This is a genomic window from Bradyrhizobium pachyrhizi, from assembly GCF_001189245.1.
In the GTDB taxonomy this organism is placed as follows: Bacteria; Pseudomonadota; Alphaproteobacteria; order Rhizobiales; family Xanthobacteraceae; genus Bradyrhizobium; species Bradyrhizobium pachyrhizi.
Genome location: NZ_LFIQ01000114.1, coordinates 1 through 14,221, shown reverse-complemented (window position 1 = coordinate 14,221; position 14,221 = coordinate 1). Strand labels below are relative to the sequence as shown.

The 14,221-nt window shown below is 65.2% G+C and carries 11 protein-coding genes; 6 read left to right on the top strand and 5 right to left on the bottom strand.

Annotation, left to right across the window (positions count from 1 at the left end; all coding sequences use genetic code 11):
• Positions 1-56: 56 nt before the first annotated feature.
• Together AKL29_RS29200 and AKL29_RS29195 are read right to left on the bottom strand one after the other, a co-directional pair.
• Entirely contained in the window at positions 57-1,412 is a 1,356-nt protein-coding gene (locus AKL29_RS29200) for a M23 family metallopeptidase (protein WP_080666947.1), read from the bottom strand.
• A gap of 100 nt (positions 1,413-1,512) precedes the next feature.
• Complete coding sequence (locus AKL29_RS29195) at positions 1,513-2,226, bottom strand: peroxiredoxin (protein WP_167350427.1); 714 nt, start codon at positions 2,224-2,226, stop codon at positions 1,513-1,515.
• A 227-nt stretch (positions 2,227-2,453) separates the two neighbouring features.
• On the opposite strand from AKL29_RS29195, the gene AKL29_RS29185 reads away from it, so the two are divergent.
• Complete coding sequence (locus AKL29_RS29185) at positions 2,454-6,155, top strand: YhdP family protein (protein WP_050386548.1); 3,702 nt, start codon at positions 2,454-2,456, stop codon at positions 6,153-6,155.
• 674 nt (positions 6,156-6,829) lie between these two features.
• Here AKL29_RS29185 and AKL29_RS29180 read toward each other — a convergent pair.
• Together AKL29_RS29180 and tyrS are read right to left on the bottom strand one after the other, a co-directional pair.
• On the bottom strand, positions 6,830-8,077 hold the full coding sequence (locus AKL29_RS29180) for an MFS transporter (RefSeq protein WP_050386547.1): 1,248 nt from the start codon (positions 8,075-8,077) through the stop codon (positions 6,830-6,832).
• Between the two features lie 56 nt (positions 8,078-8,133).
• Entirely contained in the window at positions 8,134-9,387 is a 1,254-nt protein-coding gene (gene tyrS, locus AKL29_RS29175; protein WP_050386546.1) for a tyrosine--tRNA ligase, read from the bottom strand.
• A gap of 152 nt (positions 9,388-9,539) precedes the next feature.
• Between tyrS and AKL29_RS29170 the strand changes: the two genes are divergently transcribed.
• The 3 genes from AKL29_RS29170 (at position 9,540) to AKL29_RS29160 (ending at position 11,736) form a co-directional block, all read left to right on the top strand.
• Positions 9,540-10,643: an anhydro-N-acetylmuramic acid kinase gene (locus AKL29_RS29170; RefSeq protein ID WP_050386545.1), complete on the top strand. Its 1,104-nt coding sequence runs from the start codon at positions 9,540-9,542 to the stop codon at positions 10,641-10,643.
• Positions 10,644-10,725: 82 nt separating this feature from the next.
• Entirely contained in the window at positions 10,726-11,403 is a 678-nt protein-coding gene (locus AKL29_RS29165) for a glutathione S-transferase family protein (RefSeq protein ID WP_050386544.1), read from the top strand.
• A 3-nt stretch (positions 11,404-11,406) separates the two neighbouring features.
• On the top strand, positions 11,407-11,736 hold the full coding sequence (locus AKL29_RS29160; protein WP_028332217.1) for a DMT family transporter: 330 nt from the start codon (positions 11,407-11,409) through the stop codon (positions 11,734-11,736).
• A 97-nt stretch (positions 11,737-11,833) separates the two neighbouring features.
• Here AKL29_RS29160 and AKL29_RS29155 read toward each other — a convergent pair whose 3' ends face one another.
• Positions 11,834-12,481 carry an alpha/beta hydrolase gene (locus AKL29_RS29155; RefSeq protein ID WP_016843213.1) on the bottom strand — a complete coding sequence of 216 codons (648 nt, stop codon included), beginning with the start codon at positions 12,479-12,481 and terminating at the stop codon, positions 11,834-11,836.
• Positions 12,482-12,627: 146 nt separating this feature from the next.
• Here AKL29_RS29155 and AKL29_RS29150 point away from each other — a divergent pair, with 146 nt between their 5' ends.
• Positions 12,628-12,825 carry a hypothetical protein gene (locus tag AKL29_RS29150; RefSeq protein WP_050386543.1) on the top strand — a complete coding sequence of 66 codons (198 nt, stop codon included), beginning with the start codon at positions 12,628-12,630 and terminating at the stop codon, positions 12,823-12,825.
• Between the two features lie 100 nt (positions 12,826-12,925).
• A complete protein-coding gene (locus tag AKL29_RS29145; protein WP_050386747.1) occupies positions 12,926-14,083 on the top strand; it encodes a cysteine desulfurase family protein in 1,158 nt (385 codons plus the stop codon).
• The last annotated feature ends 138 nt before the right edge of the window (positions 14,084-14,221 follow it).

The following is a 14,221-nucleotide window of genomic DNA, read 5'->3' as shown; positions in this document are numbered from 1 at the left end:
ATCGGCGCAAGCAGACTGCTTGCGCCGATGTTCAGATCGATCGTTGTGCGATTGAGCTAGCCGGCGCTGAGCCGGACGCCGGCGCGGAGGAATTTCTGCGGGTCGACCGCTTCGCCGTCGATGCGGGTCTCGTAATGTAGATGCGGTCCGGTGGAGCGGCCGGTCGAGCCGACGGCGCCGATCACCTGGCCGATCTTGACGTATTCACCGACCTTGACGCCGATCTCGGAGAGATGGCCGTAGCGGGTCGAGAGCCCGTTGCCGTGATCGACCTCGACCATGCGGCCATAGCCGCCGGCCCAGCCCGCCGACACCACCTTGCCGTTGGCCGTGACACGCACCGGATCGCCTTGCGCGGCGCGGAAGTCGAGGCCGGTGTGCATTGCCGGCCGGCCAAGGAAGGGATCGGAGCGCACGCCGAAGCCGCTGGTGAACTCGACTTCACCGACCACGGGCTTGCGGTAAGGCACCAGCGCCAGCGTCTGGTTCAGTCGCTGCATCTGTGCCCGGTTGATGTTGATGCGATAGAGCTGGCGTTCGAACGCGCCGGCGTCGGCAGAGAGTTTCACGGGGACAAAGGGTCCACCCATGCCGGAGCGCGGCGTCGCCGCCTCGAGCTGCGCCATGTTGAGGCCGAGATCGGAGATCACGCCGCGCATCCGGCGCACCTTGGAATCGATGCTGTCCTCGACCGAGGCGAGCGCGGCAACCTGGCGTCGCTCGACCTGGTCAAGCGAGGTCTGCAGGCGGACCAGCACGTTGTCGACGCCCTGGGCCTTGGCGAACTGGTTCGGCTGCGTCTTGGCGATCAGCGGCGCGCGCGATTCCAGCCGTGCCTCGCGATCCGGCGGCGCCACGAAGATCACGGTGTCGCTGATCGGGGAGGGTTTCAGCGTACCTGAGGACGGCGCCGCCTCGGCGCGGCCCTGCGGCTTGATCGATCCGGTGGTCGTAACATCAGGCATCGCGCCGAGTGCGGTGGCGCGCGATTCCAGCGTCGACTGCCGCTTCATGATCTGGTCGAGCTTCTGGTCGAACTGCTCCTGGTCGAGCAGCTGGCGGCTGGTGGTGCGGTCGACCTTGGCGCGCAACTCCGAGATGCGGTCCTCATAGGCGTATTGCATCTCGGCCTGGCGCGCGATCAACCGGGTCAGCACGTCGTCACGGAACGCGAAATAGGTCGCGGTCGCCGCCGACCACATGCCGAGCAGCACCACGGTGCCGACGATGATCCAGAACACCACCGGCCCGAACCGGACCTGCTTGCCGGCATGGACCAGGGTATAGCCCTCGCCGGAGGCCGCCACCGCCGCGGCGGCAGGTGCGGGGTGATGGGCTGCCGGACGGCGCGCCGGCGTCCGGCCATGGTCCTGCGGATGATGGTGTTTGTGGTGACCGGACCGGCTCGACATCGGCACTCCCGCGGCCGGTCGGACCAAGCTCCGGACGGCTTATTTGCGGGGCCGATTTGAGCCCGTCATGGTTAATTTTCAGGAAACGGAACCCGTCCCGTCAGAGCGCCCGGGCCGCCTCCAATACCATTTCGGCGTGGCCGTCGACCTTCACATGACGCCAGATGCGGGCGATTTTTCCACCGGAATCGACCAGAACCGTCGTGCGAATAATTCCCATGAAGGTCCTGCCATACATGGATTTTTCGCCCCAGGCGCCATACGCCTCCAGCATCTGGTGGGCCGGATCGGAGACCAGCGGCACCGAGAGCTGGTGTTTGTTTCGAAATGACTCCTGCGCCTTAACCGTGTCGGCGGAAATGCCGACCACTTCGGTCCCTGCAGCGGCGAACGCGCTTTTGAGCCGGGTGAAATCGATCGCCTCCCTGGTGCAGCCGGGGGTGTCGGCGCGGGGGTAGAAGAACAGCACCAGCTTCTTGCCGGCAAAATCCTTCAGCGAAACGCTGTCCCCGCCGTCGCGCGGCAGGTTGAAGGCCGGTGCAGTGGCGCCCTCGGCAAGTGTGACGGCGGACGAACTGGTCACGGTTGCGGCCGGCTCTCGCTTTAACGGTTTGGATGCCGCCTTCTGCGAGGCTTTGCTTCGAACACCCGCTGCGGTCGCCCTGGTCGTTTTCTTGGCCGCTGCCTTCTTCGCAACCGCTGTGCGGGTTTTCGTCGCGGACTTCCCAGTGCTTGCGCTTGCGGCGCGCGCAACCTTTGTTGCGACCCGCTTCCCGGTTGTGTTGGAGGATTTCTTGCGCGTTTTCTTGTACATACGCCTTCCTTTCGTCGCTTTCCGAAGCTCAACCATTGGGGTATTGCGGTCTTATTGGCGGCGGCCGGATTCGCACCGGCCGCTGGGCAAGTTTGATGGCCACGGAGTATGGTGACAAGGAATTCGACGCGTGACCCGTCCGCTTGCTGAATTGGCTTTTGATTGGTTGGTTTGGTCCGCTCTGGGGGCCATCGGCGAGTAACATGATTAGGCGAGGATAGGCGGCGATGCCGGCACAGGAGCGCTCGATACGTATCGACGGGCGCCCCGATGGCGGCGATCAGCTTCGCCGTCAGCACCGAGAGGCAATGGCAAGGAACACGTCGCCGCAGGGTCCAAATCCGCGCGCCGGGGCTGACTTCTCGCAATGGGAAGACGACGCTGCGTGGGACGAGCAGGATGAGGCGGCGGGCAACCGTGCGCGGCAATTGCTGGCGCGTTCCAACACCAACCTGCATCGCTTCACCGATTTCTGCTCCGGCATGCAGCGCTGGCTGAACGGCGAGCGCTGGATCCGTCGCATCGGACTGGTCCTCGTGGTGCTGGTCGCGATGTTCGCGACCTGCTTCGGCGGGCTGTGGTGGCGGCTCGGCGCCGGCCCGATCAATCTCGACATGGCGACGCCGTGGCTCGCCGCGGCGATCGAGGAGAATATCGGCCACGGCAATACGGTCGAGGTCGGCGGAACGCAGATCGAGCGCGCCGGCCGCGTCAGGATCGCGGTGCGCATCCGCGACATCATCGTCCGCGACCGCGACCATGCGGTGGTTGCGAGCGCGCCGAAGGCCGAAGTGCGCCTGTCGGGAACCGCGCTCTTGATGGGCCAGTTGCGGGCCGAGAGCCTCAATCTCGTCGATGCGGAACTGTCGGTGCGCATCACGCCCGACGGCAATGTCACCGTGTCCGCCGGCGACACCGCAAAACCGCTGGCCACCGGCGTTGCCTCCAAGCGGGAGGCGGGGATGCCGCCGACATTTCCGCGTCCGACACCCGCAGCACCGCCGCCGCCGGTTACCTCGCCGCCAGCTGCCGCCGAGCCCTCGGCGTCGCCCGATTCGGCCCAGAGCGGGCTGCTCGCCGGTCTCGACTGGCTCGACAGCCTCAGTATGACCGGGCTCGACGGGCAGAACCTCAACGAGATCGGCCTGAAGAACGGCAATCTCGTCGTCGACGATCAGCAGCGCGGCAACAAATGGAGCTTTGAGAACATCAGCCTCAGCCTGCGGCGCCCGAGCGGCGGCGGCGTTGCGCTCAGCTTCGGCGAGGAGGGCGCAAAACCCTGGTCGGTGCGCGTGCTGGTCGGACCGCAGCAGAATGGCGTGCGCTCGGTCGACATCAAGGCCGACAAGGTTTCCTCCCGGAACATCCTGCTCGCGCTCCGGACCAAGGATCTGACCTACACCGCCGACCTGCCGCTGTCGGGCGAGATGAAGGGCGAACTCGGCCGCGACGGCCTGCCGACCTACTTCCGCGGCAAGATCAATGTCGGCGCCGGCAACATCATCGACACCGACACGCCCGACTACCCGATGCCGATCGACTCCGCCGAGATGAGCGTGGAATGGGATTCGGGGCGGCGCGTGCTGCTGGCGCCGATCAAGGTCATCTCGGGCGCCAACCGCATCACGCTGCTCGGCCATCTCGAGCCGCCGAACGACAACGTCACCGACTGGCAGGCCGGCCTGTCGGGCGGCACCATCGTGCTGGCCGGCGCCGACAAGAACGAACCGCCGTTGATCTTCAATCGCATCAACATCGGCTTCCGGTTCGACACCGACAAGAAGCGCGTGCTGCTGACCCAGGCCGACATCTCCAATGGCGAGATCGGCGTCGCCGGAACCGGCAGCATCGACTATTCCGGCGAGCCGCGGCTGCAGCTCGGATTCGCCGGCACGCCGATGTCGGCCTCGGCCCTGAAACGGATGTGGCCGGTCATCATCGTGCCCGAGGTACGCGAATGGGTGCTCGAGCGGATCGACCGCGGCACGCTCCAGCGTATCGATGTCGGCGTCAATTCGCCGGTGCACAACCTGTCGCGCAAGGGACCGCCGATCCCGGATGACGGCCTCTCGGTCAACATTGTCGCCTCGGGTGTCACGGTGCGTCCGGTGGATCAGATGCCCGCGGTGCATGACGCGGATCTGAAGGCCAGAGTGACCGGCCGCACCGCGACCGTGACCATCAACCAGGGCATTGCCGACACGCCGGCGGGCCGCAAAATCACGCTATCGGACTTCACCTTTGAGGTGCCGGACATGGCGCCGAAGCCGTCGCCGTCCAAGGTCAAGTTCCGGGTCGACTGTCCGGTGCCGGCCGCCGCCGAAATCCTCGCCTCCGACCGGCTCAGCGATCTCTCCGGTCCGCCGATCGATCCCAACGCCAGCAAGGGCAACGTCACCGCGACGATCAATCTCGGCATGCCCGTGAAGGGCGAGCTGACCAAGGCCGATACGCTCTACTCGGTCACCGCCGACATCTCCGGCGTTGCCGTCGACAAGCTGGTGATGAACCAGAAGCTCGAAGCCAACACGCTGAAGGTGATCGCCAGCAATGCCGGCTTCCAGGTCAAGGGCGACGTCAAGATCAACGGGCAGGCGGCCTCGCTCGACTACCGCAAGCCGGCTGAGGGCGATGCCGACGTCAAGCTGCAGGCGACGCTGGACGATGCGAGCCGCGCGCGCCTCGGGCTCGATCTCGGTCCCGCGGTCTCGGGCGCGATCCCGATCAAGCTGAGCGGCAAGATCGGCAGCGGCGACAACCCCACCACCAAGATGGGCGTCGAAGCCGACCTGACCCAGCTCAAGCTCGACAACATCCTGCCGGGCTGGGTGAAGGCGCAGGGCCGGGCCGGCAAGGCGACCTTCAACGTGGTGCCGAAGGGGCAATCGACCAGGTTCGAGGACATCTCGATCGACGGCGCCGGCGTGTCGATCAAGGGCGCGCTCGAGGTCGACCAGAACGGCGACCTCATGAATGCCTACTTCCCGACCTACGCGCCGTCGGAAGGCGACAAGACATCGCTGCGGGCCGATCGCGGTCCCGACGGCGTGATCAAGGTGACGATGCGCGGCGACGTGTTCGACGGCCGCGGCTTCCTGAAGTCGGCGATCTCCGGCCGCGACGGCGATCCCAAGAGCAAGACCAGGACCACCGATTTCGATGTCGATCTGAAACTCGGCGCGGTCGCAGGATTCAACGGCGAAGCGCTGCGCAGCGTCGACGCCAAGGTCTCGCGCCGCAACGGGTTCTTCAAGGCGTTCACGCTGAGCGGCAAGGTCGGCCGCGACACCCCCGTCACGGTCGATATGCGCGGACGCCAGCAGGGCCGCGAGGTGATCTATCTGCAGACCAGCGACGCCGGTGCGTTCCTGCGCTTCATCGACACCTATTCGAAGGTGGTCGGCGGCCAGCTTACGCTCGCGATGGAGCCGCCGATCCCTGAGCCAAGCCCAAGGGAGGGGCTCATCAATATCACCGGCTTCTCGGTGAAGGGCGAAACCCAGCTCGATCGCGCCGTTGCCGGCGGGCCGGTCAGCACCCAGAACGGCATCGGGTTCGACGCGCTGCGCGCCGAATTCACGCGCCAGAGCGGCCAGCTGTCGATCCGCAACGGTGTGGTCAAGGGACCGACCATCGGCGCGACCATCGAAGGCAGCATCGACTATATCGGCAACCAGGTGCGGATGAACGGCACCTTCATTCCGATGTACGGGTTGAACAACATGTTCGGCCAGATCCCGTTCTTCGGAATTTTCCTCGGCGCCGGCAGCAATGAAGGCCTGATCGGCGTGACCTACGAAGTGGTGGGAACGCCGAGCCAGCCGGTGCTGCGCGTCAATCCGATCTCCGCGCTGGCGCCCGGCCTGACGCGCAAGATCTTCGAGTTCAAGCAGTACGGCCCGAACGATCTGCCGACGACGAACAACTAGAACGCTCGCTCATCGACGCCTGCTTTCAAGGTCGGTCGAGATCGCGCGCTGACGCGCGGCGGCGGGTTCCTGTCCGCATTCATCCGAGGCTGCGACCAAGTCCGAGCGACCCGCCGTCCGGATGACGTTCGCGCAGGAACCTTGCCCTGTCTGGGATGTTGGAGAGCAATTCAACAACTCAGGAGGAACTCTCATGAGAGCCCTGTTATTGGCTGGTGTACTGGCGGTCGCCGGTTTCGCTATGGCCACGCCGATCTCCATTGTACCCGCGTCAGCTCAGGTTGCCGTTGATACTCCGCTCGGCGGCGTAAGAGTTGGCCCGGAGCCCCGTTACTACCGAGACTACGATCGACCCGCTTATCGCGCCTACGGGTATGATCGCGGATATCGCGGATGCCGCACCGTCACGATCGAGCGTGACGACGGATCGGTCCGGAGAGTTCGTCGCTGCGGCTAACAGTACCGGACCAGAGGATCGACTTCCGGGCTTAGAAGGCCGCTCGAGTCGGTTCTCGCAATCAAGGAATTGGAGCCATCGACTAGGGCCGCCGCTGTTGGCGGCCTGTTTCATTTCGCGAATGCCGCCTGTCGGCCCAAAGGCGTTGGCCCAAGGCCGGCATGCGTTCATGTCGGATTCCACATCGCCTCCGCAGGGCAAGCGGACGCGTCCGAGCTCACCGCCGCAGCGCCGGCACCACCAGGAACGGCATCAAGCCGAGCACCACATTGACCAGCGCGAAGGCGATCAGCGGATTGTAGCTGTGGGTCCAGTCGTGGATCAGACCGCCGCCCCATGAGCCTAGCCCCGATCCAAGACCACTGCCGATCATGATCGTCCCGTAGATCGTGCCGACGCGCTCGCCGCGGAAGATCTTCAGCGCGGTCGCGGTGATCAGCGGGCCGCGGGAGCCGATCATGCTGCCGAAGCAGATGATGAAGCCGGTCAGCAGCCAGTAGTTCGGATACCACTGCAGCAGCCAGAGCAGAATGATGCCGAGGATCGAGACGCCGTAGCTGAACAAGACCGAGGGCCGGCGGCCGATGATGCCGTCGAGGGTGGACACGCCGAGCATGCCGACGAACAGCGCGACGCCGGAGAAGCCCCAGGCGGTTGCCGCCTGCAGCGGCGGGAAGCCGACATCGATCAGATAGGCGACGATCTGCGCGGTCAGCGCATACATCGCGATCGCGGTGAAGAAGAAGGTGGAGAACAGCGCCCAGAAGGCGTGGTGGCGCATCGCGCTGAGCAGCGTCCAGCCTTCGTCGGCCAAGCTGCTTTCCGCCTTCCTGACGATATGCGGCGAACCGCCGGCGAGCAGCCGCCACGGCAGAAAGACCAGCGGAACAAGCAGGCAGAGCGCGCCGATGCCGAACATCTGATACGCCTCGCGCCAGCCGATCCGGTCGATCAAGACCTGCGACAGCGGCAACAGCAGCAAGAGGCCGGCGCCGGTCGCCGAATACATCACGGCCATCGCGGTCGGCAGGCGTGGTCCGAACCAGCGGCCGAGCAGGATCGAATTCGACACATTGCCGATCAGCGCGGTGCCGAAACCGACGCAGAGGCCGACGCTGAGCTGGAATTGCCAGAGCGCTTGCGCGCGCGAGGCGACGAGGAAGGCGCAACCGAGCAGCGACAGGCCCAGCGCATAGACCACGCGCGGACCCGAGCGGTCGAACAGGCGTCCGACCAGTGGCGCGGTCAGGCCGCTGGCGAGCCAGGTCAGCGAGTAGACCGACACCACAGCGGCGCGATCCCAGCCGAAATTTTCCGAGATCGGTTTCAGGAAAACGGTGAAGCTGTCGCTAAGGCCGCGCCCAAGCACCGACAGCACGAAGCAGAGCGCGAGCACGTTCAGCGCGATGCGGGACTGCTTCGCCGGCGTGGCAAGCGTGTCGTCCGGAGGCGTGGTCTGGTCCATCGGAAAGATGGGAGCGCGCTTTCCGCACTCCCGACAACCGACAAATGCGAATGCGCCTATGCAGGCTTCAACAGGACGTGGCGCTTCTTGCCGAGCGACAGTTTCACCACGCCTTCCGGCGTGAGATTGGTCGAAGTCAGCAGCATCTTCTCATCGGTCACGGCTGCATCGTTGACGCGAAGGCCGCCGCCCTTGATCTGCCGGCGCGCTTCGCCGTTGGAAGCGACGAGCTCGGCCTTGACGAAGGCGACCAGCACGCCGACGCCGGCTTCAAATTCGCCGCGCGGAATTTCCACCGTCGGCAAGGTTTCGGCCAACGCACCTTCCTCGAAGGTGCGGCGCGCGGTCTCGGCGGCTTCGTTCGCTGCACCGCGGCCATGGAGCAGGGCGGTCGCCTCGGTCGCCAGCACCTTCTTGGCCTCGTTGATCTCGCCACCGGCTAGCGCCGCAAGCTTGCTGATCTCGCTCATCGGCAGGATGGTGAACAGCTTGAGGAACTTGACGACGTCGGCGTCCTCGACATTGCGCCAGTACTGCCAGAAGTCGTAGGGCGAGAACTGGTCGGCGTTGAGCCATACCGCGCCCTTGGCGGTCTTGCCCATCTTGTCGCCGGAGGCGGTGGTGAGCAGCGGCGTGGTCAGCGCGAACAGTTGCGGCGTGCCCATGCGGCGACCGAGATCGACGCCGTTGACGATATTGCCCCACTGGTCGGAGCCGCCCATCTGCAGCCGGCAGCCGGCGCGGCGCGACAGCTCGACGAAATCGTAGGCCTGGCAGACCATGTAGTTGAATTCGATGAAGCTCATCTCCTGCTCGCGCTCGAGCCGGAGCCGCACCGAGTCCATGGTCAGCATGCGGTTGACCGAGAAGTGCCGGCCGATGTCGCGCAGCATCTCGATCCAGTTCAATTTGGTCAGCCAATCGGCATTGTCGAGCATGATGGCGTCGGAAGGCCCATTGCCATAGCGCAGCACCTTGGCGAACACGCCGCGGATCGAGGCCTTGTTGGCTTCGATCTCCGCAACCGTGCGCATTGCGCGCGTCTCGTCCTTGCCGGAGGGGTCGCCGACCATCGTGGTGCCGCTACCCATCAGCGTGATCGGCTTGTTGCCGCTCTGCTGCAGCCAATACAGCATCATCATAGTGAGGAAGTTGCCGATGTGCAGCGACGGCGCGGTGCAGTCATAGCCGACATAGGCGGTCGCCTGGCCCTTCGCGGCAAGCGCGTCGAGGCCCTCGAAATCGGAGCACTGGTGGACGAAGCCGCGTTCCTGTAAAGTGTTCAGGAAATCCGATTTAAATGCAGTCATTTGTCGGCGAGCCAGATCATTCTTGTTTTACGGTTTTTGCATCTATTTGCGGAACCTTGATGCTTGAGGCTGCCGCAGGCGGACGTGCAGTGGCATTATAGGATGTACTTGTTTGAGACAAGCCGGGGGTTCCCGGCTGGGGCGCTTCCAGCATGATGTTAACGGCACTCGGTCTGATGAGCGGCACCTCGCTCGACGGGGTTGACGTGGCATTGATCGAAACCGACGGCCGTCAGATCAAGGCCTTCGGGCCCTCGGGCTATCGGCCTTATACCGAAGGCGAGCGCAGCCTGCTGCGCCAGGCGCTGACTGAGGCGGTCCACCTGTCGCGGCGCGACGCCCGGCCGGGGATTTTGCGGCAGGCCGAGCAGGCCGTCACCACGGCCCATGCCGAGGCGGTCGCCAGCTTCACGGCTCAGCACCGGATCTCGGCCCAGGACATCGACATCGTCGGGTTCCATGGCCAGACCGTGCTGCACCGCCCCGAGCGCAGGTTGACGGTGCAGATCGGCGACGCCCTGGCGCTCGCCAAGGTGATCCACATTCCGGTGATGCACGATTTCCGCGCCGCCGACGTCGAGGCCGGCGGGCAGGGCGCGCCGTTCGTGCCGGTCTACCACCGCGCGCTGGCGCAATCGCTGAACCGCGAGGGACCGATCGTCGTGGTCAATATCGGCGGCGTCTCCAACATCACCTATATCGACGGCACGGACACGCTGATCGCCTGCGACACCGGGCCGGGCAATGCGCTGCTCGACGACTTCATGTTCCGTCAGATGCATCAGCCGTTCGACACCGCCGGCAAGTTCGCCGCGCTGGGCAGGCCCGACGAGGCCTGGATCGCGCAGGCGTTGAAGCTGCCGTTCTTTGCGCTGCCGCCGCCGAAATCGCTCGACCGCAACGACTTCGCCGGCCTCAAGCTCGGCGCCGTGGCGCCAGCCGATGGCGCCGCGACACTGACCGCATTCACTGCCGCGGCCATCGCCCGCGTCGTGCCGCTGCTGCCGAAACGGCCGAAAAACTGGATCATCTGCGGCGGTGGCGCCTCCAACCTCACAATGCTGCGGATGCTGCGCGAGCGCCTGGCGCCGGCGACCGTCGAGCCGGCCGAGGCGCTCGGCTGGGCGGCGGATGCGATCGAGGCGCAGGCGTTCGGCTTCCTTGCCGCGCGCGGCATGAAGGGCCTGCCGTTGAGCTACCCCGCCACCACGGGAGTGCCGATCCCGATGACAGGGGGCATTATCGCGCGACCGTGATTTAGATGCAAATGCATCTACCTTGACAGTTCCATGCCATTGCATTTAATTCGATGCAGTTGCATTGAACGCGAGGTTCGTCATGGCCGCCCTGAAACTGATCAGCCACAAGCTCTGCCCCTATGTGCAACGCGCGGTGATCGCGCTGCATGAGAAGGGCGTGCCGTTCGAGCGGATCGACATCGATCTCGCCAGCAAGCCGGACTGGTTCCTGAAGATCTCGCCGCTCGGCAAGGTGCCGGTACTGGTGGTGACGCGCGACGACGGCAAGGAGGTCGCGCTGTTCGAGAGCAACGTGATCTGCGAGTACATCGAGGAGACGCAGGCCGGCGCCAGGCTGCACCCACAGGATCCTCTTGTGCGCGCCGAGCATCGCGCCTGGATGGAGTTCGGCTCGGCCATTCTCGGTGATCTCTGGGGGCTCGAGACCGCCACCGATGCGGCGGCCTTCGAGAGCAAGCGGCAGGCGGTCGCGGCGAAATTCGCGCGCGTGGAGGCTGCTCTCGGCGCCGGTCCGTTCTTCGCCGGCCAGAATTTCAGTCTGGTGGATGCGGCGTTCGCGCCGATCTTCCGCTATTTCGATTTGTTCGACCAGTTGACCGATCTCGCTGTTTTCACCCACACGCCAAAACTTCGCGCCTGCCGCAGCGCGCTGGCGCAGCGGCCGAGCGTACGCAGCGCGGTGTCGCCTGACTATCCGGCGCTGCTGCATGCGTTCCTGGTCGGCCACCGCGCGCATATGCTGAAGCTTGCCGCGTAAGCCATGTCGCATTCGGTTGCCTGGATCGCGCTCGTGGTCGCCGGCCTGCTGGACGTCGGCTGGGCGATCTCGATGAAATATGCCGAAGGCTATACGCGGCTCGGCTGGACGCTGGTCTCGCTGCTGCTGCTCGCCGCGTTCGTGTTCCTGCTCGGACGCGCGCTGCAGGTGCTCGGCGTCGGCGTCGCCTACACGGTGTGGACCGGCATCGGCGCGGCCGGCACGCTGGCCATGGGCGTGCTGCTGTTCAACGAGGCGCTCAACCCGATGAAGGTCGCGGGGATTGCGCTGGTGCTGGTCGGGATTGCGGCGCTGAAGCTGGCACCGGAATGAGAGTAGGGACCGTAGCCCGGATGGAGCGAAGCGCAATCCGGGTTCTTGTCGGCCGCGACCCGCATATCGCTTCGCTCATGCGGGCTACAAGATCTCGTCAGCGCACGTTGGCGAGACGCATGTCGAGATAGCCGGTCACCGTCTCCATCAGCGGCTCGAGCTTGCCGTCGAAGAAGTGGTTGGCGCCGGGGATGACCTGCTGGTCGATCACGATGCCCTTCTGCGTCTTCAGCTTCTCGACGAGCGTGTTGACGTCCTTGGGCGGCACCACGGCATCCTTGTCGCCGTGCACGATCAGGCCCGACGACGGGCAGGGCGCAAGAAACGAAAAATCGTAGAGATTGGCGGGCGGCGCGATCGAGATGAATCCCTCGACCTCCGGCCGGCGCATCAGAAGCTGCATGCCGATCCAAGCGCCGAACGAGAAGCCCGCAACCCAGCAGGCGCGCGCCTCCGGATTGATCGCCTGCGCCCAGTCGAGCGCGCTCGCGGCGTCGGACAATTCGCCGGTGCCGTGATCGAACGAGCCCTGGCTGCGGCCGACGCCACGGAAGTTGAAGCGCAGCACCGAGAAGCCGCGATGCGCGAACGCGTAGTAGCACTGATAGACGATCTGGTGGTTCATCGTGCCGTGGAACTGCGGATGCGGATGCAGGATCATCGCAATCGGCGCGTTCTTCTGCTTGGCCGGGTGATAGCGGCCCTCGAGGCGGCCAGCAGGGCCGGTGAAAATGACTTCAGGCATTGTGTTCCCTTGATTGCCGCGTTCCCTTGATTGACGTCGATCAATCAACCGGTTGGAGCCATCTTCAGCGACGGTTCGCGAACAGAGCAGTTCGTGATGAAATCGGCGCAGGCACCGCCGGGCGGCACGCTGGATGGCCTTCTAGCATGACGCAAGGGGCAAAAATCAAGGAAATTGTGCCGCTTGGCGGTCGCGAATCCGCGCGCGCAGCCAGTGCGTCGGCGGCGATCCGGATCGACGCGCCGGATTGCTTCGCAGGCTACCTGAAGTTTCTCATCATGCTATCGCGCTCGGGGGACCGCGAACGCCGTGTCTCGCGGCAGCAAGGCTCCTGGCGCGAGTGAAAAATCTCCCGTGCCGGTGACGTCTGATCTGGTCTCGGTCGTCATCTGTCGTTATCTCGCAGTGAAGGCCGCAACCACGGTGGTTGCCGCGGATAGCTCCATGGCCGATCGCGTCTATCTCGACTGGAATGCCACCACGCCGCTTCGCCAGGAGGCGAAGGCGGCGATGGCTGCGGCGTGGGAGTTGATCGGCAACCCGTCCTCGGTGCACAGCGAGGGACGGCGGGCGCGACGGCTGCTTGAGGATGCCCGCAATGCCGTGGCGAAGGCGGTCGGCGGCCGGCCGCAGGACGTGGTGTTTCTCTCCGGCGGGACCGAAGCCAATGCGCTCGCACTGACGCCGGGATTGCGCCGCGCTGCGGGCGCGCCGGTGCAGCGGCTCCTGGTGTCGGCGATCGAGCACGCGTCCGTGCTCGCGGGCGGCCGGTTTGCGACGGAGGCGACCTCAGCAATCCATGTCACGCGCGCCGGTGTGATTGATCTCAACCATCTGCGCGCACTGCTGGCCGATGGTCCGCCGGCTCTGGTCTCGGTGATGCTGGCGAACAACGAGACCGGCGCCATTCAGCCGGTGGCTGATGTCGCCGAAATCGTCCATGCGGCTGGCGGGCTGCTGCATGTCGATGCGATCCAGGCGTTCGGCAAGATTCCGTTCGATCTGGCCTCGACGCAGGCCGACCTCGTGACGCTGTCGGCGCACAAGATCGGCGGACCGAAGGGCGCAGGCGCGTTGGTACTCGCCGAGGGCGTCGAAGGTGTGGAGGCGTTTCTGCGCGGCGGAGGGCAGGAGCTCGGGCGGCGGGCAGGGACCGAGAACATCGCCGGCATCGCCGGGTTCGGTGCGGCCGCCAAGGCGGCGATGACGACGCTGAAAGCCGACGCGGCCCGCGTCAGGGGACTGCGCGACCGGCTCGAGCACGGGCTGCGGCAAACGCCGGACGTGCTGGTGTTCTCCGATGACGTCAAGCGGTTGCCAAATACCGTCTTGTTCACGGCGCCCGGAATAAAGGCCGAGACGGCGGTCATCGGGTTCGACCTTGGGGGAATCGCGGTCTCGTCCGGTTCCGCCTGTTCGTCGGGCAAGGTCCAGCCGTCCCACGTGTTGGAGGCAATGGGATACCGTTCGGAGGTGTCCCAGGGAGCGGTGCGGTTCAGTCTTGGCTGGTCTACCACGGAGACAGACGTGGATTTGACCCTCAAGGCTTGGCGAAAGCTCGCCGATACCTTAGTTAAGGGGGGACGACGAAACACAGCTTGAACTGTTCTAAGCGGATTTCGTCATCAAAGCATCGTAAGAGATTTTCGGAACTTGAGATCCACCGCGGTCCTTGAAACCGCGAGCGGAGGATTGAATGCCTGCTGTACAAGAGACGGTCGAGCGCGTCCGGCGCATCGA